Source organism: Sphingomonas sp. CROZ-RG-20F-R02-07 (genome assembly GCF_022662335.1).
Taxonomy (GTDB): domain Bacteria; phylum Pseudomonadota; class Alphaproteobacteria; order Sphingomonadales; family Sphingomonadaceae; genus Sphingomonas.
Genome location: NZ_JAKNQJ010000005.1, coordinates 170,732 through 190,492, shown reverse-complemented (window position 1 = coordinate 190,492; position 19,761 = coordinate 170,732). Strand labels below are relative to the sequence as shown.

Below are 19,761 nucleotides of genomic sequence, written 5' to 3'. Positions count from 1 at the left end.
CGTCCCTATGTGTACGATCTGCGGAGATCGTACACATGCGGACCAATATCGAGATCGACGACGCCTTGATGGCGGACGCGATGAAGGCGACGGGCGCGAAGACGAAGCGCGAGGCGGTCGAACAGGCGTTGCGCTGGATGGTGACGATCAAGCGTCAGCGGGAGGCGATCGAGCAGTTGCGCGGCCTGGGCTGGGAAGGCGATCTCGATGAGATGCGCACCGACAAGCGGCGCCCCGAATGGGGCTGATCCTCGTCGACTCCAGCGTCTGGATCGACCTGCTGCTCGATCGCCCGACGTTGCAGGCCGACGCGCTGACGCGGTGTCTCGACGCCGGCCAGGCGCTGGCGATCGGCGATCTGATCCTGATGGAGGTGCTACAAGGCGCGCGGCACGCGCGTCGGGTGTCCGAAGCCCTGCTGCTGTTCCGGCACATGACGCCGATCGTCATTTCCGATCTCGCCGTTGCCCGGCAGGCCGCGCACCATTACCGCGATCTGCGGTCGCGCGGCATCACGATCCGCAAGACGATCGACACGCTGATCGCAACCCGCTGCATCCTGGACGGTTTACCCCTCCTCTACAGCGATCGGGATTTCGATCCCTTCGTCGAACATCTCGGGCTCTTCTCCGCGATGAACCTGCTTCCGGAGTGAATTGATGCCCGACCACGACTACGACCTCTTCGTCATCGGCGCGGGCTCCGGCGGCACCCGCGCGGCGCGCGTCGCCGCGGCGCACGGCGCGAAGGTGGCGGTGGCCGAGGAATATCGCGTCGGCGGCACCTGCGTCATCCGCGGCTGCGTGCCCAAGAAGCTGCTCGTCTATGGCGCGCATTTCGCCGAGGACCTGAAGGACGCCAAGCGCTTCGGCTGGAACGTGCCCGACCAGTGCGACTTCAGTTGGACGACGCTGCGCGACAATGTGATGGAAGAGGTCGACCGGATCAACGGCGCCTATACCAAGACGCTGGAGACGCACGGCGTGGAGATCCTCCACACCCGCGCCGAGATCACCGGCCGGAACAGCATCCGCCTGGGCGACGGGCGGACCGTGACCGCGACCACCATCCTGCTCGCGGTGGGCGCGCACCCCGCCGTCCCGAAATGCCCGGGCCACGAGCACGGCATCACCTCGAACGAGGCGTTCCATATCGACGCCATCCCCAAGCGCGTGCTGATCGCGGGGGCGGGCTATATCGCCAACGAATTCGCCGGCATCTTCCACCAGTTCGGCGCGCACGTGATCCTGATGAACCGCACCAAGGACATCCTGCGCGGCTATGATCTCAGCATCCGCGACCGGCTGCTCCAGATCTCGCTGATGAAGGGCCTCGAATTCCGCTTCGACGCCAATTTCGAGGGGATCGAGAAACAAGCCGACGGCTGCCTGACGGTCAGCATGAGCGGCCATGAGCCGGTGACGGTCGACATGGTAATGTTCGCCACCGGCCGCGTGCCCAACACCACCGGGCTGGGGCTCGAAACCGCGGGCGTCGAACTGGACGAGCGCGGCGCGGTGAAGGTGGATGCCGACAACCGCTCGACCTGCCCCAGCATCTATGCGGTGGGCGACGTGACCGACCGGATCCAGCTGACCCCGATCGCGATCCGCGAGGGCCAGGCGTTCGCCGACACGCTCTACGGCAACAAGCCGACGCGGGTGGATTACGATCATGTGCCCTCCGCGGTGTTCAGCCATCCGCCGATGGCGGGCTGCGGGCTCACCGAGGCGCAGGCGAAGGAGAAGCTCGGCTCGGTCAAGGTCTACACCGCCGATTTCCGCCCGATGAAGAACGTGCTCGCCGACCGGCAGGAGCGCGCGCTCTACAAGATGGTGTGCGACGGCGACACCGACCGGATCGTCGGCATCCACATGATCGGCCCCGACGTGCCCGAGATGATGCAGGTGGCCGCGGTGGCGGTGAAGGCCGGGCTCACCAAGGCCGATTTCGATTCCACCGTGGCGCTGCACCCGACGATGGCGGAGGAGCTGGTGCTGATGCGGTGATTTGGGGCGCGAGCGGCGTGAGTTTGAAGGATCGCCGCTATCGCCCAAAGCCGGACGTTCCGGCTGGCGATCCGCGCTCTCGATGACGGCTATTGATTAAGCGCCGACGTTCCCGTTTCTCCGTCTCCGACAGAGCCTTTCGGGAAAAAGCAACCGGGAACAAATTTCGGGAAAGGGGTGCCCTGGACGGGTCTCGGCCCCGGTTGGTTGGACGACGGTCTCGCTATGGGTTCCCAATCGGGAAGCGATCTGCACTCCCCAGCACGGACCGATCGTGGCAATGGCGGTCACCGATCGGAGGTGGCCATGACATTCGAGATAGAACCCATAGGGTATGTGCGGGGCGGTCGGGCCGATCCGATCGACGACGATTGGGGAAGCAGCCGAAGCACGATCGAGTTGGACACGACGCGGGTCGGGGCTGACGCGCTGGCAGGGCTGGATGCGTTCAGCCACGCCGAGATTATCTTCCTGTTCGATCGTGTCCCCGAAGCGAAGATCGAGCGAGGCGCACGTCACCCGAGAGGCCGCGACGACTGGCCGCTGACGGGCATCTTGGCGCAAAGGGGCAAGAACCGTCCTAATCGGCTTGGTGTGACTGTCTGCCGCGTGTTGAGCGTGGAAGGTTCACGGCTGAACGTCGAGGGGCTGGACGCGATCGACGGAACGCCCGTGATCGACATCAAGCCTGTTATGCGCGAGTTCCTGCCTCGCGGTGAGGTTCGACAGCCAGAATGGGTGTCCGAACTGATGGCGGCCTACTGGTAGCCTGAATCCCGTTTCTCGATGGTTTTCGGGAAAGGCGGCAGCACCGCTGCAATGGCGGCTATCGCCATCGGTTCTCCCGAGAGCCGCCGTCCGTAGTCCACCACCCCCTCAAGCCCCCACGAACCGCCCCGGCCGGCGCTCCGCCACCGCCTTCACCCCCTCGGCGAAATCGGCGGTCTTCTGCAGCCAGGCCTGTTCGGCGAGTTCGTGGTCGGTCTGCGCCGCCACCAGGGCGGCCAGGTCGCCCCGCATCGTGCGGCGGGTGGAGGCGACCGCCAGGGGCGCGCCGGCGGCGATCTCGTGCGCCAGCGCCAGCGCGGTCGCGTGCAGCCCGTCGTCGCTCGCCATCTGGTCGATCAGGCCCCAGTCATGCGCTTCGGGTGCGCGGATCCGGCGCGCGGTGAGGTTCATCAGCAGCGCGCGCTGCCGCCCGATCACGCGCTCCAGCACCGCCGAGATGCCGAAGCCCGGATGGAAACCCAGCGCCACGAAGTTCGCGCAGAATTTCGCCTGCGGCCCGCCGACGCGGAAATCGGCGACGAGCGCGAGGCCGAGCCCCGCGCCCACCGCCGCGCCCTGGATCGCGGCCACCACCGGGGTCTCCACCGCGAACAAGCGGGCGGCCGCCACGTAGAAGGGGTTGCGCGCGCCCGGCGCGCGTTCGTTCGCCACCGGATTGGCGTTGACCAGATCGGCGCCCGCGCAGAACACGCGGCCCCCCGAGCAGAGCAGGATCGCGCGCACCGCGGGATCGGCGTCCGCCTCGGCGAAGCGCGCGGCGATCGCCTCCAGCATCGCCAGATCGGCGAAATTGTACGGCGGACTGGCGAAGCGCACCACCAGGACATGACCGTCGCGCTCGCTCCACACGCCGGTCCCGTTCGCGTCGTCCATGCACCATTCTCCTGTCTCGCCCATCGGATACCGGCTCGGGCGACCGGGTGAAAGCCCGTCCGCGAACGCCGAGGCGTCGCAAGACCGTCACCAAAGCGAGACACGCGCGTCACGATCCGCCGCTAACAGCGACTCGGGCGACGGAGGGAACGACGATGCTTCAGGCGGTAAAGACCGGCGGAACGGGGGCGGAGCGCCGCCGCTATCGGACGATCTGGATCAGCGACGTGCATCTGGGCACCCGGGGCTGCAACGCCGCGATGCTGATCGACTTTCTCGACCGGGTGGACAGCGACACGCTCTACCTCGTCGGCGACATCATCGACGGGTGGCGGCTGAAGAAGCGGCTCTATTGGCCCGCGCTCCACAACGACGTGGTTTCGCGGCTGATGAAGCGGGTCAAGCGCGGCACGCGCGTCGTCTACATCCCCGGCAACCATGACGAGATGTTCCGCCAGTTCGTCGGCATGAACTTCGGCGGGATCGCGATCCGCCGCCGCGCGATGCACGAGACCGCGGACGGGCGGCGGCTGCTGGTGCTGCACGGCGACGAATTCGATGCGATCACGCTGGCGCAGCCCTGGCTCGCGCATATGGGCGACACCGCCTATACCGCGCTGCTCGCCGTCAGCCATGTGGTCAATTCGGTGCGGCGGCGGCTCGGCATGCCCTATTGGTCGCTGTCCAAGCATGCCAAGGCCAAGGTGAAGAACGCGGTGGCCTTCGTCTCGCGCTTCGAAGAGGTGGTGGCGCGCGCGGCCGGGTCGCGCGGCGTCGACGGCGTGGTGTGCGGGCACATCCATACCGCCGAGACGCGCACCATCGGCGACATCGCCTATTATAACGACGGCGACTGGGTCGAGAGCTGCACCGCGCTGGTCGAGCATCACGACGGGCAGATGGAGCTGCTCCACTGGGCCGACGAGATTGCCCGGCGCAACGCACGGCCGCGGTCGATCGGGCTGGCCGCCTGAGATGCGGCCGGGTATGCGGATCGCGATCGTCACCGACGCCTGGTCGCCACAGGTCAACGGCGTCGTCCGCACGCTTCAGGCGGTGCGCAGCGAGCTGGAGGCGATGGGCCATGTGGTGCGTGTGATCGCGCCCGATGCGTTCCATTCGCTGCCCTGCCCCACCTATCCCGAGATCCGGCTGGCGCTGGCGAGTTCGGGAGCGATCGGCCGGCGGCTCGCCGCCTTCGCGCCCGATGCGATCCATCTGGCCACCGAAGGGCCGCTGTGCATCGCCGCGCGGCGCTGGTGCCTGGCGCAGGGCCTGCCCTTCACCACCGCCTATCACACGCATTTTCCGGATTATGTCGGCGCGCGCACGGGCATCGATCCGCGCTGGGTGTGGCGCTATATCCGCTGGTTCCACGCGCCGGCGCAGGCGATCCTCGCCTCCACCCCCAGCCTGCGCGCGCAGCTCGCCGCGAACGGGCTGACTCAGGTGCGCGCCTGGGGCCGCGGCGTGGACCTGTCGCTCTTTTCCCCCGCCGGGACGGTGGATGCCGCGCTCGCCGCGCTGCCGCGGCCGATCCAGCTCTATGTCGGGCGGATCGCGGTCGAGAAAAATCTCGAGGCGTTCCTCGCCGCGCCGACCGGCGGCAGCAAGGTGGTGATCGGCGCGGGGCCGGCCCAGGCCGGGCTGGCGGCGCGGTTCCCCGACGTGCATTTCGCCGGCCCGCGCCACGGCGAGGCGCTCGCCGCCGCCTATCGCGCGGCGGACGTGTTCGTGTTCCCGAGCCGGACCGACACGTTCGGGCTGGTGATGATCGAGGCGCTGGCCTGCGGCGTGCCCGTCGCCGCCTTCCCGGTCGCGGGGCCCTGCGACGTGCTGACGCCCGCGAGCGGCGCGATGGACGATCGGTTGGCGAACGCGATCGCCGCTGCGCTGCGCCTGTCGTCCGCGGACTGCACCGCGCATGCCGCCACGTTCGGCTGGCGCGACAGTGCCGAACAGTTCCTCGCCGCGCTGAGCCCGCTGCCGGCGCGACGCCTCGCTGCGTGAGCGGGTCAGGGCGCCCGATCGGCCAGACGCGCGCCCCGCGGATCGTGCTCGCCCCGACGGGCACGCTGGGCGACATCTATCCCTTTCTCGATGTCGCCATCCAGTTGCGCGCGCTGGGGTTCGATCCGCTGCTGGCGACGATGGAGGAATATCGTGGCGTGGCGGAGGCCGAGGGTATCCCCTTCCACGCGGTGCGCCCCGGCCGCGCCGAGCTCGAGGCCGACGGCCACGATCATGCCATACTGGCCCGCGCGGTGGCGCGCGATCTGCGCGCGAGCTTCCGCTTCGTGGCGCCGCACGCCACCGACGGTTTCGCGGACCTGCAGGCCGCGATGGCGGGCGCGGCGCTCGTCGTGGGCGGCGCGCTTTCGACCATCGCGCGGGTCGCGGCGGAGGCGGCGGGGCTGCCGCTCGTCACTTTGGTGCTCCAGCCGATGGGATTCCTGTCGGTCACCGATCCGCCCTGCCTCGGTGCGCGGCCCTGGCTGCGCGCGGTCGGGCGGCATGGCGGCGCCGGCAGCGTGCGGGCGCTCTATGCGCTGGCCAGCCTGCGCGAGCGATCGAGCCTCGACATGGCCAACCGGCTTCGCGCCGGGGCCGGTCTGCCGCGGATGCGCGACGAACTGCGCGAGGGGCCGCGGCGGAGCGAACGGCTGATCGCGATGTATCCGGCCGCCTTCGCCCCGTTGCCCGCCGACGCGCCGCCCCAGGCGCTGAGCGCTGGCTTCTCCTTCTACAATGGCCGCACCGATCGCGCGGTGCCGGCGATGGCGGCGCTGTCGCGCTTTCTGGACGAGGGTGCGCCGCCGATCGTCTTCACGCTCGGCAGCTTCGTCGTGCACGCACCCGGCGAATTCTTCGCGCATGCCGCCACGATCGCGCGCAATCTCGGCCGCCGCGCAGTGCTGCTGGTGGGCGATCATGCGGTCGAGCGCCATGCCGCGCTCGGCGGCCCCGACGTGCTGGTGATCGGGCAGGCGCCGCACGCGCTGCTCTTCCCGCGCGCGGCCGCCGCGGTCCATCATGGCGGGATCGGCACCACGGGCCAAGCGCTGCGCGCCGCGCTGCCGCAGATGGTGTGCGCGTTTTTCGGCGACCAGTTCGACAATGCCGATCATCTGCGCCGGCTGGGCGTCGCCGAGGCGCGCCCGCTCCGGCGGTTCGACGCCGCCGCCGGCACCGCGATGCTCGGCCGGCTGCTGTCGAGCCCCGCCGTCGCCGCGCGCGCCGCGACGCTCGCGACCGCCAGCGGCGCGGCGGACGGCCCGCACATCGCTGCGGACGCCATCGCCGCGGTCGCGCTGCGCCATGCCCGGTTGCGGCTCGCGGCCTGACGTCCCCCGGACCCCGCAACCGAGACACCCCGCGAGCGTTTGACGGCTTCGCCTCGCTCCGTTCGCCCCGAGCCTGTCGAAGGGCCTGTTCCGTATGCGAAGGCTCGACCGCGAGCCGGGATCGACCCCTGTCGTCCCGCTCCAGCCGGCGCGTCGCAACCCCGCCGCCGCCCGATGGAGCGATTGCGCTCCACCGCCCGGCCGCCTAACTTCCGGCCATGCGCAAACATATCCTCATCGTCCTGGGACTGATCCTCGTCGTGATCGTCGCGGTGGTGGCCTATCTCGCCTGGCCCGACACCGCGCGGCTGCCGATTACGGCGGTGGAGGGCAAGCGCCCGACGATTTCCGAACCGCGCATCCAGACGATCCCCACGATGGCGGTCGCCGATGCGGTGGGCTGGCGGAACGGCGCGATGCCGGTGCCCGCCGCGGGGCTCGCGGTGCAGCCCTTCGCCACCGGGCTCGATCATCCGCGCTGGCTCTATCGTCTGCCGAACGGCGACGTGCTGGTGGCGGAGAGCAATTCGCCGCCGCGCAAGGACGGCGGCATCCAGGGCTGGGTGATGACGCACCTGCTCGGCAAGGCCGGCGCCGGCGGCGCGTCGCCCAACCGCATCGTGCTGCTGCGCGACGCGAATGGCGACGGCGTGGCCGAGGAACGCCATGTCTTCATGACCGGGCTCAATTCGCCGTTCGGCATGACGCTGTTCCAGGGCCAGCTCTACATCGCCGACACCGACGCGCTTCTCCGCGTGCCGTACACCGACGGCGCCACGCAGATCACCGCGAAACCGCAGCTGGTGGTGAAGCTGCCGGGCGGCGGCAATCATTGGGCGCGCAACGTCATCCCCGCGCCCGACGGGCAGACGCTGTTCGTCAGCGTGGGATCGTCCACCAACATCGCCGATGACGGCATCGACGCCGAGACGAACCGGGCGAACATCCTGCAGGTGTGGCCGAAGGACGGCCGGTTCCGCATCTATGCGGCTGGGCTGCGCAATCCCACCGGCATGGCGATCAACCGCGAGGGCCAGCTCTGGACCGTGGTCAACGAACGCGACATGCTGGGATCGGATCTCGCGCCGGATTATCTGACGCAGGTCGAGTTCGGCGACCATTTCGGCTGGCCCTGGTATTATTGGGGCGGCTATCCCGACAGCCGCGTCCAGCCCGACAATCCCGCGCTCCAGGAATATTCGAAGCGCCCGGATTACGCGCTCGGGCCGCACGTCGCCGCCTTGGGCCTCGCCTTCTCGACCGACGCCAAATTGGGCGCGCGCTTCGCCGACGGCGCCTTCATCGGCGAACATGGCTCGTGGAACCGCAAGCCGGTCTCGGGCTACAAGCTGGTGTACGTGCCCTTCGGCGCGAACGGCTTTCCGGCGAACGGCGCGAAGCCGGTCGACGTGCTGACGGGCTTCCTGAATGCCAAGGGCGAGGCGCAGGGGCGGCCGGTGGGCGTCATCACCGATCGCACCGGTGCGCTGCTGGTGGCGGACGATGTGGGCAACGCGGTGTGGCGGGTCAGCGCGAAATAGGCGCGCCCGTCACTTCAGCAGCTTGGGCGCTTCCTTCTGGATCGCGGCCTGGACCTGCGCGGCGAACAGCCGGAGGAAGCCCGGCAGGTTCACCACCGCATGCACCTTGTCGTCGAACACGGTCGCGGTGCTCGCGATCTCCTGGCCCATCGCGCGCACCGCGAAGTGCATCGTGTCGCCGTCCCAGCGATGCGTGACGGTCGCGCCGCCGGGGATCAACTGGCCGAGCTTGCCGATCCCGCCATCCAGCCGCGCGCGGACGCCGGCTTTTCCCAGATCGTGCGGGATATCCATCTCGATCGGTGCGCTCATAGCGTCGTCTCTCCCGGCTCGTCGGTCGCGAACAGCATCGCATCGTCGGCAAACGCCTTGAACTCGAGCGCGTTGCCGCTGGGATCGCGAAAGAACATCGTCGCCTGCTCGCCCGCCTGACCCTTGAAGCGGATGTGCGGCGCGATGCCGAAGGCGATGCCCGCGCGTTCGACGCGCGCGGCGAGCGCCTCCCAGGCGGGCATCGTCAGCACCACGCCGAAATGCGGCACCGGCACGTCATGCCCGTCGACCGGGTTGGTTGCCGCCGCCGCGCCGGCGGCGGGCGACAGATGCGCGACGATCTGGTGACCGAAGAAATCGAAATCGATCCACTGGTCGCTCGACCGCCCCTCGGCGCATCCGAGCGTATCCCCGTAAAAGGCGCGCGCTTCGGCGAGATCGTGGACGGGAAAGGCGAGATGGAACGGGCGCAGCGTCATGCCGCAGGTCTAGCCGCCCCGCCGCGCCCCGTCACCCCGGACTTGTCGTGCGCGGCGCCGGGCGGCAAGGGAAAGCGGTGCGGCTCGTGCGGAACCGTGGATGCCGGAACGGGTCCGGCGTGACGATACAGGACGCCATCTTGCCCTTCCTCCTTTCCGCCGGGAAACGCTTCCCCGCCCTGGCCTGCCTCCTGCTCGGCGCGTTGGCCGCTTGCGGCTTCGCGCCGCTCGGCCTCTGGCCGCTGACGCTGGCCTGCATCGCGGGGTGGATGGCGCTGGTCCATGACGCGCACAGCATTCGCGGCGCGCTGTGGCGCGGGTGGCTGTTCGGGCTCGGCCATTTCACGATCAACGACAATTGGATCCAGCACGCGTTCGATTTCCAGGACGCGATGCCGCCGGTGCTCGGCTATTTCGCCGCGGTCGGGCTCGCTTTGTATCTGGCGGTCTACCCCATGGCGGCGGCGGGCGTCGCGTGGCGGTTGCGGCGGGGCCGGCCCGATACGGCCTATGTGCTGGTCTTCGGCGCGGCGTGGATCGCCACCGAATGGCTGCGCGGGCATCTGTTCACGGGCTATGCCTGGGATCCGCTCGGGGTCGTCTGGCTGCCGCTGATCGGCGTCGCGCGGCTGTCGGCCTTGGTCGGCACCTATGCGCTCTCCGGGCTGACGATGGTGGCGGCGGGTGCGCTGCTGATGGCGGCGCAGCGGCGCTGGCGGCTGCCCGTGATCGCCGGCGGCACCGTGGCGTTCGCCGCGCTGTCGGCGCTTTGGACGAACGCGCCCGCCGCGGATCCGCACGGCGTCCGCGTCCGGGCCGTGCAGCCCAATATCGGCCAGCAGGACCGCAGCGACGACGACGGCGCCCGCGTGTTCGCAGCACTCGCCCGGCTGTCGGGCACGCCCGGCGCCACGCCGCGGCTGGTGGTCTGGCCCGAGGGCGTGTTGCGCGACTATGTCGAGGACGGCTATCCGCCCATCGCTTATGGCGGCACCACGCCCGAGCGCACGCGGCAGCGGATCGCCGCTTTGCTCGGGCCCCGCGACGTGCTGATGACGGGAGGCGACTCGCTCGTCTTCGATGCGCGCGAACGGCTGACGACGGCGGGCAATTCGGTGTTCGCGATCGACGCCGCCGGGCGGCTCGGCCAGCGTTACGACAAGGCGCACCTGGTGCCCTATGGCGAATATCTGCCGATGCCCTGGCTGCTGCGCCGGCTGGGCCTCGCACGGCTGGTGCCGGGCGACATGGACTTCACCCCCGGCCCCGGCCCCGCCGCCATTGCGCTGCCGGGCTTCGGCGCGATCGGCGTGCAGATCTGTTACGAGATCATCTTCTCGGGCGAAGTGATCGACGAGGCGCACCGCCCGCGGTTGTTGTTCAACCCTTCCAACGACGCCTGGTTCGGCACCTGGGGACCGCCGCAGCATCTGGCGCAGGCGCGGATGCGCGCGATCGAGGAGGGGCTTCCGATCGTGCGCGCGACGCCCACCGGCATCTCCGCGCTGATCGCCGCCGACGGGCGGCTGCTCGCGACCGTGCCGCACGAGACCGCGGGTGCGCTCGAAGCCCCCATCCCGCCCGCGCTCGCCCCCACGCTCTTCGCGCGCGTCGGCAACGCGATGGCCGCGATCGTGGCGGCGCTGATGATCGGCTTGGCCGTTGCCACCCGGCGACAGCGTCGCTAGAGATCATATAAAGCTTTCCTTATATGACGCTCGCCCGCGAGCACGGCTAAGAGGTCCGCATGCGCAAATCCTTTCTCTTCACCTCCGAATCGGTTTCCGAGGGCCATCCCGACAAGGTCGCCGACCAGATCAGCGACACGGTCGTCGATCTGTTCCTCGCCAAGGACAGCCAGGCGCGCATCGCCTGCGAGACGCTGACGACCACGCAGCTCGTCGTGCTGGCCGGCGAGATCCGCGGCAAGGGCATCTACGAGAATGGCGAGTGGGCGCCGGGCGTGCTCGACGAGATCGAGGCCGCGGTGCGCAATACCGTGCGCGAGATCGGCTATGAACAGGCCGGCTTCCACTGGAACGAGTTCCGTTTCGAGAACAATCTGCACGGCCAGTCCGCCGAGATCGCGATGGGCGTGGACGAGAGCGGCAACAAGGACGAGGGCGCGGGCGACCAGGGCATCATGTTCGGCTATGCCACCGACGAGACGCCGGGGCTGATGCCCGCCACGCTCTATTACAGCCACAAGATCCTCGAGACGATGGCGGCCGACCGCCATTCGGGCGCGGCGCCGTTCCTGGAGCCCGACGCCAAGAGCCAGGTGACGCTCGCCTATGAGGACGAAAAGCCGGTGCGCGCCACCGCGCTGGTCGTCTCGACGCAGCACAAGAAGGGCTATTGCGAAAAGGGCGAGGATGCCAATCCCGCGCTTTATGCCGAGCTGCGCGATTATGTGACGGGTGTGATGAAGGCGTCGCTGCCCGCAGGCTTCGTCACCGACGAGACCGCGATCTACATCAACCCGACCGGCGCGTTCGAGATCGGCGGGCCGGACGGCGACGCCGGCGTCACCGGCCGCAAGATCATCGTCGACACCTATGGCGGTGCCGCGCCGCATGGCGGCGGCGCGTTCAGCGGCAAGGATCCGACCAAGGTGGATCGATCGGCTGCCTATGTCGCACGCTATCTGGCGAAGAACGTCGTCGCCGCGGGCCTCGCCAAGCGGGTCACGATTCAGCTGAGCTACGCGATCGGCATCGCCGAGCCGCTGTCGGTCTATGTCGACACGCACGGCACCGGCACCGTGCCCGAGGCGACGCTGGAAGAGGTGCTGCCCAAGCTCGTCCGCCTGACGCCCAAGGGCATTCGCGAGCATCTGAAGCTGAACGCCCCGATCTACAAAAAGACGGCCGCCTATGGCCATTTCGGCCGCGATGCCGAGGGCGATCACTTCACCTGGGAAAAGACCGATCTGGTCGATGCGCTGAAGGCCGCGGTCGCAGCTTGACCGAGGCGTGAGCCGAACTAGCCTCTCCGGATACCCACCGGAGAGGCGTTTCATGCGTATCCACACCCTGATGGCGAGCGCCGCGCTGCTGATCGCGGCATCGACGGCCGCCTTTGCCGCGCGCGATCTGCCGGTGCCGGTCGACAAGGGCTGGCAGCATGCCGATACCGGGCTGATCCTGCCCGCGACGCTCGACGGAATGGCGCGCGACAAGCTGGCCGACAACGGCACCGCCGAACGCGATGTCTATGCCGATTTCCGTAGCGCGGACAAAGCGACGAACGTCACGATCTTCCTCTTCCATCCCGCGATAGACGACGTGGCGATGTGGTTCGATCGCGCGCAGAGCGTCATCCTATCGCGCGACGTCTATGGCGGCGTCACCGCCAGCGGCATCGCGCCCATGCCCTTCGCGCCGCCGCGCGCCACCACCGCCTCGGGGTTGCGCCAGGCCTATACCCCCACCGCCCGCGCGATCCGCGGCACCGCGCTGGCGGTGATGCCGCTCGGCGAGTGGCTGGTCGCGGTGCGGGCGAGTTCGACCACGCTCGACGCGGCGGCGACCGATGCCGCGATGAGCCGCGCGATCGCCGCGATGCGCTGGCCGCAGGGCGTGGCGGAGGCGGCGGCCGCGGTGCCGATCGGGTCCTGCGCGGACGCGCTGCACTTCGGCCCGGCCAAGCCCGCCGCGACCGATGCGGGCGACGCGTTGATGCCGCTGCTGCTCGGCGCGGCGCTCAAGAACGACAAGGCCCGCGCGGTCGGCCGCCCCGTCCACTGGTGCCGCGATGCCGCGAGCGGTGCGCGCTACGGAATCTATCGCGGCGACGGCGCGGGGTACGAGATCGCGTTCGGCGACGCGGGTCGCGTGATGGCGGTGACGCCGACGCTCGACACGCTGCTCGGCAAGGGCAACCGCTATTCGGTGTCGTTCACCGACGTGGACGATTCGGTGCGGGCCTTTCCCGCATTCGACGGATTGCCCAGCCCGGAACAGGCGATCGCGCTGCTGGCGGGCAGGAGCAGCGGCGTCGCGACGCACAAGGACGGCCAGACCGCGATCACGCTGCCTGCCAAATAGCGCGCCGGTGCGCCGCATCGAAGCGCGTTGCGGAGAGACCGGATGTTTTAGCGATTATTTTACCGTGCCGCTGCGGGTCGCCGGTATCGGCATCGTCGTATCAGCGACGGGGCGCGCTGCGGGGGCGGGTTTCGGTCTGCGCACCGTTTGCCGGGGGGCAACGCAGCGTAAGGGCCGGATCCGAATAGCGACGCGTCCATCGCCGAACGCAAATGGATGTCGTACGCATGTTGCTCGATCTGGACGGCTATACCCTGCCCGCCGGCGCCGCGGCCGCTTATAGCTCGCCGTCGCAACCCAACGCCGCGTGGAGCGTGTTGGTTCCCTTCTTCAACGAACGGGAACTGCTCGGCGGCACGATCGCCAGCCTCGCCGCACAGACGCGCCACGCCCGGCTCATCCTGATCGACAACGGATCGACCGACGGCAGCGCGGACGTCGCGCATGAAGCCTGCCGCCGGCTGGGGCTGGATTACATGCTCCTCACCGAGCGGCGCCCCGGCAAGGTGGCCGCGCTCGCCACGGGGCTGCGTTGGGTCCGCACCGCCTTCGTCGCGACGTGCGACGCGGACACCTGGTATCCCGCCGACTATCTGGCCGAGGCCGAGGCGCTGCTGCGCCGGCCGGGCTGCGCCGTCGCCGGCGCGTTCTTCGCCGCGCGCGATGCGGATGCGGAGACCCGCCTCAAGGCCGGCCGCAAGATCTGCGCGACCGCGCGCATGCTGCGCGGCCAGTGCCATACCGGGGGCGCCGGCCAGGCGTTCCGCACCGATGCGCTACGCGCCGGCGGCGGCTTCTGCGCGGATCGCTGGAGCTATGTGCTCGAGGATCACGAGATCATCCACCGCGTGCTGAAGCACGGGACGATGGCCTATTCGGAGCGGCTGTGGTGCGCGCCCTCGCCGCGCGAACGCAACCGCGATTCGATCCGCTGGACGCTGGCCGAACGGCTGGTCTATGCGACGACCTCGGCGATCGCGGGTGACTGGTTCTTCTATCGTTTTCTCGCCACGCGGCTGCGCGCACGCCAGCTCACGAGCGATCGTATCCGCGAACGGCCGTTCCAGGCACCGGCGCAGCCCGGCCCGTTCGCGACGCCGGCGCACGCCGGGTAAGGCCGATACGAAGGATAACCGATTGCCGCGCCTCATCCTCTGTGCGGACGATTTCGCCTTTTCGCACGGCACCAGCCGAACGATCGTGGCGCTGGCGCAGGCCGGCAAGCTGAACGCCACCGGCTGCATGACGGCGCTGGCCGACTGGCCCGGCGACGCGGCGATGCTGCGCGACGTGCCGGATCATGTCGAGATCGGCCTTCACCTCACGCTCACGCTGGAGGCGCCCGCGATCCCCATGCCCGAACTCGCGCCGGACGGGCGGCTGCCGCCGATCGGCGTGCTGGCGGCCGCGGCAAGGCGGCGCGCGCTGCCGTTGGAGGCGGTTCGCCGTGCGGTCGCCGCGCAGTTCGACCGGTTCGCGCAGGCGATGGGACGCCCCCCGGCGTTCGTCGACGCGCACCAGCATGCGCATGTGCTGCCCGGCATCCGCGCCATCGTGCTGGCCGAGACCGCCGCGCGCGCGCCATCGGCCTGGGTGCGGACCTGCACCGACCGGCCGCTGGCGATCGCCGGCCGACCGTTTCGCGGCAAGGCGCTGGCCAGCGCGTACCACGCATCGGGCCTGCACCGCGCCGCCGCCGCGCACGGCCTGGCGTGCAATGCCGGGTTCGCCGGCCATTACGGATTCGCCGGCGATTATGCCGCGGTCTTTCCCGCGTTCCTGCGGCATCCGGGCGAGCGGCATCTGGTGATGTGCCATCCCGGCGACGGCGCGCGCGATCACGATGCCATCGCCGCCGCGCGCCCGATCGAGGCCGCGGCATTGCGGGCGCTGCCCATCTCCGACATGGCGGCGGCATGCGGCCTCTCCTACCCGACGTGATAGGCGCTGCGTTGGCGGCATGGCGATGAGCGATGGCGGGCTGCGGGCGGTCTTCCTGGAGAACCGGCCGATGCTGCTGCGGCTGCTGGCCGCGCGGCTCGGCAATCGCGACGATGCCGAGGACGCGCTGCAGGACATGTGGCTGCGCGTCGAGCAGCTCGCCAACCGGCCGATCGACCAGCCCGCCGCCTTTCTTTATCGCGTGGCGGCGAACCTCGCGACCGATCGCCGCATCGCCGGGCAGCGCGGCGTGGCGCGCGACACCGCCTGGGTGGACGTGCAACCGCTCGCCGAGGAACTGCCCGATGCCGAGCGGACGCTGATCGCGCGCGACCGGCTGGCCGCGGTCGAAAGCGCGATGGCGGCGATGCCCGATCGGATGCGCACCGCGCTGCACATGTTCCGCGTGGAGGAACGGCCGCAACGCGAAATCGCCGAGACGATCGGGATCAGCCTCAGCGGCGTAGAGAAGCTGCTGCAGCGCGCCTACCGTCATATAATTGAAGCATCGGAAGATTTCGATGCGGGAATGGCGAAACGGCATCGTCTAGGTTCAGGAAAGGGGGCCTGAAGGTGCAGACCAGCGACGACATCATCGACCAGGCCACCCTGTGGCAGCTTCGCCAGCCGACGCTCGACGCGGCCGGGTGGGAGGCGTTCGTCCTGTGGCTCGAGGTGAGCCCGGCGCATGCCGCCGCGATGGACCGGGTGGCGCTGGCCGACCGCCTGATCGCCGACGCCCGCCCCTCCGCGCCGGCAGCGGGCATCCCGGTTCTTCCCATGCGGTCGCAGGCGCGCCACTCCCGGTTGGGCGCGCTGCCGCGGCGCCGGATCGGCTGGGGCATTGCCGGCACGGCGATCGCCGCGAGCCTGGCGCTGCTGCTGATGCCGCTCGCGCTGCCGCGCGGCGCGCGGCCCTATGTGCTGACCACCGCACCCGGCGAGCACCGCACCGTGCGGCTGGGCGACGGCACCGAGATCGCGATGAACGGCGGCACTCGCCTGCGGCTCGATCATGCCGACCAGCGCGTCGCCGTGCTCGATCGCGGCCAAGCGATGTTCCGCGTTCATCATGACGAGGGCAAGGCGTTCACGCTCGTATCGGGCAATCTGAGCGTGCGCGACATGGGCACGGTGTTCGACGTGACGCGCACCGGCGATCGGCTCGACGTGCAGGTCGCCGAGGGATCGGTGATGTTTCAGCCGGACGGCGACGCCATCGTCCTGAAGCGCGGCCATGCGCTCACCGCGCGCGAGGATCGGCACAGCGTGGCGCTGGCGACCGTCGCGCCGGAGACGGTGGGCGGCTGGCAGCAGGGCCAGATCGCCTTTGTCGACGAGACGGTGTCCGCCGTGTTCGCCGCCGTGGAGCGCCGTTACGGGACGAAGGTGGTGCTGGAGCACGGCTTGCCCGAGCGCCAGTTTACCGGCATGGTCGCGCTGAGTGGTTCGGCGGATCGCGACATCCCGCATCTGGCGACGCTGATCGGGGCAAAGGCGCGGCGTAACGGTGAGCAGTGGGTTCTCGCGCCATAATGGCTTGCGCGCCGCGATCATCGCGTTCGCGGCGCTGACCAACGGGGCACCGGCTCTGGCACAAAACGCCCGGATCGCGCTTCCCGCCACCACGCTCGACACCGCCCTGCCGCTTCTCGCCCGTCAGACGGGTGCGGACATCATCAGCACCGAACCCGCGCTCCGCGCCACCCGCACCCGCGCGCTGAGCGGCACGCTCTCGCCCGCCGCCGCGCTCGCGCGCCTGCTGAAGGACACGGGCTACCGCGCCGTGCCCGTGGACGCGCGCAGCTTCCGCGTCGTGCGCCTGGCGGTGCCGGCCAGGGCCGCGCCGCCGCCCGCGCCACCACGCCCCTTCTCGCCCATGGCGGCGATGCCGGGGGGCGACGTCGTCGTCACCGCCAGCAAACAGCGCGTGCCGCTGCTGCGCTATCCCGGCAGCCTGGCGATCCTGACCGCCGACCAATGGCCCGCGGTGACCGGCTCGCCCGACCTGACGCAGATCGCGCACGCCACCCCCGTGCTCCAGACGACCGAACTGGGCCCGGGCCGCAACAAGATCTTCATCCGCGGCATCGCCGACAGCAGCTTCAACGGCAGCGCGCAGTCGACTGCGACGATCTATCTGGGCGATGTCCAGCTCGGCTATTCGGGCGCCGATCCCAGCCTGAAGCTCTACGACATGCAGGACGTCGAGGTGATGGAGGGTCCGCAGGGCACGCTCTACGGATCGGGATCGATCGGCGGCATCGTCCGCCTCACGCCCAATCCGGTCGATCTCACGGGGATCCACGGCGCGGTGTCGGCGGGGGTGTCCGCCACGACGCAGGGCGAGCCCGGCTATGACGCCAGCGCGGTGCTGAACCTGCCGATCGTCGACGACCGGCTGGGGCTGCGGGTGGTCGGCTATCACGATAGCGACGGCGGCTTCATCGACGATCCCCACCGTGGGCTTCGCAATATCGACGGCGTGGACACCAGCGGCGGCCGTGCCGCGCTTCGCGCCGAGCCGGGGGATGGCTGGCGCGTCGATCTGGGCGGCGTCTACCAGCGCATTTCCGCCGATGACGCCCAATATGCCGACGGCGCGGACGGCGGCCTCATGCGGCGCAGCACGTTCGCCCAGCCCTTCGCCAACACGGTCGTGCTTGGCAGCGTGGTGGTCACCAAGGATTGGTCGAGCGGGCTGCAACTGCTTTCGGCGACGAGCGTGGCGGGCTATCACGCGGTCGACGCGTTCGACGCCACGCCGCCGCCCATCTTCGGGCGGTTGCAACCGACGATCTACACCACCGACGAAGCCAAGCTGCTGATCGCGACCGAGGCGCGGCTGTCGCGTTCGCTGCCGAGCGGCAACAGCTGGGTGGTCGGCTTCACGCTGCTGCGCGACCGCGATGCCCAGTCGCGTGCGCTGGGCCCGGTCAACAACCCGCCCGACATCATCGGTGTCACCAACGTGACGCGCAGCGCGTCGGTCTTCGCCGAAGCGACCGCCGCGGCGACGCGCAATCTGGCTTTGACGGTGGGCGCGCGTTTCACGCTGGCGCGCACCGATGGCGAGCCCTCGTTTCGCCCGCGCATTCCCGATTTCGTTGAGGGCCGCTCTACCCGCCGGATCGATCCGACCGCGGCGCTGTCATGGAAGCTCGCGCCGGGGCTCGCGCTGTTTGGCCGGGCGCAGTCGGGTTACCGCACGGGCGGCCTCGCCGTCGCGCGCGGCGTGGGCCGGGTGGCCGATTTCCAGTCCGATTCGATCCGTGTCGCCGAGGCGGGCCTGCGCAAGATCCGCACCGGGCCGACCGGGCTGGCGCTGTCGGCCGCCTATTCGATCGCGCGCTGGCAGGACATCCAGGCCGATCTCGTCAACCGTCGCGGCCTGCCCTACACCGCGAACATCGGCAACGCGCGCATCCAGGCGATCGAGGCGACCGCCGACTGGATCCCGTTCGCCGGCCTCAGCGCGACGGCCGCGGTGCTCTACACCTATAACCGCGTGACGGGGCCACTCGCCGACCTGGCGACCCCGGCGCACCGGCGCCTTCCCGAAACGCCGCCGTTCGCGGCAAAGGCGGACCTCGCCTATCGCTGGCGGATCGGCGCCGTGAGCATGCTGAACATCGGCGGATCGGCGGTCTACATCGGGCGCTCGGTGCTGGGCACGGGCGATCTGCTCGACATCAGCCAGGGCCGCTACGCCGTGCTGGGCGCCCGCGCCGGATGGGCGCACAAGCGCGTGGCGCTGACGCTGATCGCCGACAACCTGACCGACAGGCGCGCCAACCGTTTCGCGCTTGGCAACCCCTTTGCGCTGGCGGCGCGCGATCAATCGACGCCGCTGCGCCCGTTCAACGCCCGGCTCGGCGGCTCCTTCGCCTGGTGACCGCTCAGGTCCAGGCCAGCGCGACCGTCGCGATGCCGATCGCGGCGAAGGCGACGCCGCCCCAGAGCAGCCAGCTGCGATGCGTCAGCGCCGCGATCGAGGCGAGCGCGATCGCCACCTGAATCGCGGTCATCGCCATGGCGAGCTTGGTGTGCGGGGCGAGCGCATGGACCGATTCGGCGTTCGCCTCCTCGGACTGGACATCCAGCCGCTCGGCGTCGCGGCGCAGGTCCTGTGCACGGGTGCGATACCGCGCGATATCGGCGCGGTCGGCATCGGTCGGGCCGCTGCGCGTCGTCGCCTCGACCAGATGCGCCTTGATGTCCTCGGCCTGGTAATAGGCCCAATCGTCCGACGCGCGAGCCTTCAGCAGCACCGCCTCGTTCTTGTAATAAAGCGCCTCGTTCTGCGTGTGGCCGCCGAGAAAGCTGACCACCGCGCCCAGGGTCGCCAGCACGGCCGAGAACAGCGCGATGCGCTGCGCCATGGGCCGCGCCTCTTCGATCTCGCGTTCCAGCACGTCCTCGTGCGCGCCGCGAATCTCGAATTCCTCTTCCGCCATCACGCC

Annotated in this window: 20 protein-coding genes; 16 read left to right on the top strand and 4 right to left on the bottom strand. The window is 69.9% G+C overall.

Annotation, left to right across the window (positions count from 1 at the left end; all coding sequences use genetic code 11):
• Positions 1 to 35 precede the first annotated feature (35 nt).
• From L8H00_RS10325 to L8H00_RS10310, 4 genes are all read left to right on the top strand, one after another.
• Entirely contained in the window at positions 36 to 248 is a 213-nt protein-coding gene (locus L8H00_RS10325) for a type II toxin-antitoxin system VapB family antitoxin (protein ID WP_242097220.1), read from the top strand.
• Positions 239 to 655 carry a PIN domain-containing protein gene (locus L8H00_RS10320; protein WP_242097219.1) on the top strand — a complete coding sequence of 139 codons (417 nt, stop codon included), beginning with the start codon at positions 239 to 241 and terminating at the stop codon, positions 653 to 655. The genes L8H00_RS10325 and L8H00_RS10320 overlap by 10 nt, the downstream gene beginning before the upstream one ends.
• A gap of 4 nt (positions 656 to 659) precedes the next feature.
• A complete protein-coding gene (gene gorA / locus L8H00_RS10315; RefSeq protein ID WP_242097218.1) occupies positions 660 to 2,009 on the top strand; it encodes a glutathione-disulfide reductase in 1,350 nt (449 codons plus the stop codon).
• Positions 2,010 to 2,315: 306 nt separating this feature from the next.
• Positions 2,316 to 2,777 (top strand): SAM-dependent methyltransferase, encoded by a 462-nt coding sequence (locus tag L8H00_RS10310; RefSeq protein WP_242097217.1) that lies wholly within the window; start codon positions 2,316 to 2,318, stop codon positions 2,775 to 2,777.
• A gap of 108 nt (positions 2,778 to 2,885) precedes the next feature.
• On the opposite strand, the gene L8H00_RS10305 is transcribed toward L8H00_RS10310, so the two are convergent.
• The gene (locus L8H00_RS10305; protein ID WP_242097216.1) at positions 2,886 to 3,671 is read right to left on the bottom strand and encodes an enoyl-CoA hydratase/isomerase family protein; all 786 of its coding nucleotides are present in this window, start codon (positions 3,669 to 3,671) and stop codon (positions 2,886 to 2,888) included.
• A gap of 155 nt (positions 3,672 to 3,826) precedes the next feature.
• On the opposite strand from L8H00_RS10305, the gene L8H00_RS10300 reads away from it, so the two are divergent.
• The 4 genes from L8H00_RS10300 (at position 3,827) to L8H00_RS10285 (ending at position 8,556) form a co-directional block, all read left to right on the top strand.
• Entirely contained in the window at positions 3,827 to 4,645 is an 819-nt protein-coding gene (locus L8H00_RS10300; RefSeq protein ID WP_242097215.1) for a UDP-2,3-diacylglucosamine diphosphatase, read from the top strand.
• 13 nt (positions 4,646 to 4,658) lie between these two features.
• Positions 4,659 to 5,681 carry a glycosyltransferase family 1 protein gene (locus L8H00_RS10295; RefSeq protein ID WP_242097214.1) on the top strand — a complete coding sequence of 341 codons (1,023 nt, stop codon included), beginning with the start codon at positions 4,659 to 4,661 and terminating at the stop codon, positions 5,679 to 5,681.
• The gene (locus L8H00_RS18980; RefSeq protein WP_242097213.1) at positions 5,678 to 7,015 is read left to right on the top strand and encodes a glycosyltransferase; all 1,338 of its coding nucleotides are present in this window, start codon (positions 5,678 to 5,680) and stop codon (positions 7,013 to 7,015) included. Before L8H00_RS10295 ends, L8H00_RS18980 begins: the two co-directional genes overlap by 4 nt.
• A gap of 218 nt (positions 7,016 to 7,233) precedes the next feature.
• Entirely contained in the window at positions 7,234 to 8,556 is a 1,323-nt protein-coding gene (locus tag L8H00_RS10285; RefSeq protein WP_242097212.1) for a sorbosone dehydrogenase family protein, read from the top strand.
• Positions 8,557 to 8,565: 9 nt separating this feature from the next.
• Here the strand turns inward: L8H00_RS10285 and L8H00_RS10280 are convergent, their stop codons facing one another.
• Complete coding sequence (locus L8H00_RS10280; RefSeq protein ID WP_242097211.1) at positions 8,566 to 8,868, bottom strand: polyhydroxyalkanoic acid system family protein; 303 nt, start codon at positions 8,866 to 8,868, stop codon at positions 8,566 to 8,568.
• On the bottom strand, positions 8,865 to 9,308 hold the full coding sequence (locus tag L8H00_RS10275; protein ID WP_242097210.1) for a VOC family protein: 444 nt from the start codon (positions 9,306 to 9,308) through the stop codon (positions 8,865 to 8,867). Before L8H00_RS10275 ends, L8H00_RS10280 begins: the two co-directional genes overlap by 4 nt.
• A gap of 140 nt (positions 9,309 to 9,448) precedes the next feature.
• On the opposite strand from L8H00_RS10275, the gene lnt reads away from it, so the two are divergent.
• The 8 genes from lnt to L8H00_RS10235 all read left to right on the top strand — a co-directional run bounded on the left by lnt (position 9,449) and on the right by L8H00_RS10235 (position 19,193).
• Entirely contained in the window at positions 9,449 to 10,996 is a 1,548-nt protein-coding gene (gene lnt, locus L8H00_RS10270; RefSeq protein ID WP_242097209.1) for an apolipoprotein N-acyltransferase, read from the top strand.
• Positions 10,997 to 11,055: 59 nt separating this feature from the next.
• Entirely contained in the window at positions 11,056 to 12,276 is a 1,221-nt protein-coding gene (gene metK, locus L8H00_RS10265; protein ID WP_242097208.1) for a methionine adenosyltransferase, read from the top strand.
• A gap of 52 nt (positions 12,277 to 12,328) precedes the next feature.
• On the top strand, positions 12,329 to 13,357 hold the full coding sequence (locus L8H00_RS10260) for a hypothetical protein (RefSeq protein ID WP_242097207.1): 1,029 nt from the start codon (positions 12,329 to 12,331) through the stop codon (positions 13,355 to 13,357).
• A 227-nt stretch (positions 13,358 to 13,584) separates the two neighbouring features.
• On the top strand, positions 13,585 to 14,472 hold the full coding sequence (locus L8H00_RS10255) for a glycosyltransferase family A protein (RefSeq protein ID WP_242097206.1): 888 nt from the start codon (positions 13,585 to 13,587) through the stop codon (positions 14,470 to 14,472).
• Positions 14,473 to 14,494: 22 nt separating this feature from the next.
• Positions 14,495 to 15,298, top strand: a complete 804-nt coding sequence (locus L8H00_RS10250) for a ChbG/HpnK family deacetylase (RefSeq protein WP_242097205.1) — start codon at positions 14,495 to 14,497, stop codon at positions 15,296 to 15,298.
• A gap of 25 nt (positions 15,299 to 15,323) precedes the next feature.
• Positions 15,324 to 15,869: a sigma-70 family RNA polymerase sigma factor gene (locus tag L8H00_RS10245; protein WP_242097273.1), complete on the top strand. Its 546-nt coding sequence runs from the start codon at positions 15,324 to 15,326 to the stop codon at positions 15,867 to 15,869.
• A gap of 2 nt (positions 15,870 to 15,871) precedes the next feature.
• Positions 15,872 to 16,834 (top strand): FecR domain-containing protein, encoded by a 963-nt coding sequence (locus L8H00_RS10240; protein WP_242097204.1) that lies wholly within the window; start codon positions 15,872 to 15,874, stop codon positions 16,832 to 16,834.
• Positions 16,809 to 19,193, top strand: a complete 2,385-nt coding sequence (locus L8H00_RS10235; RefSeq protein WP_242097203.1) for a TonB-dependent receptor — start codon at positions 16,809 to 16,811, stop codon at positions 19,191 to 19,193. Before L8H00_RS10240 ends, L8H00_RS10235 begins: the two co-directional genes overlap by 26 nt.
• 4 nt (positions 19,194 to 19,197) lie before the next feature.
• Here L8H00_RS10235 and L8H00_RS10230 read toward each other — a convergent pair whose 3' ends face one another.
• Complete coding sequence (locus L8H00_RS10230; RefSeq protein ID WP_242097202.1) at positions 19,198 to 19,755, bottom strand: DUF4337 family protein; 558 nt, start codon at positions 19,753 to 19,755, stop codon at positions 19,198 to 19,200.
• Positions 19,756 to 19,761: the final 6 nt, after the last annotated feature.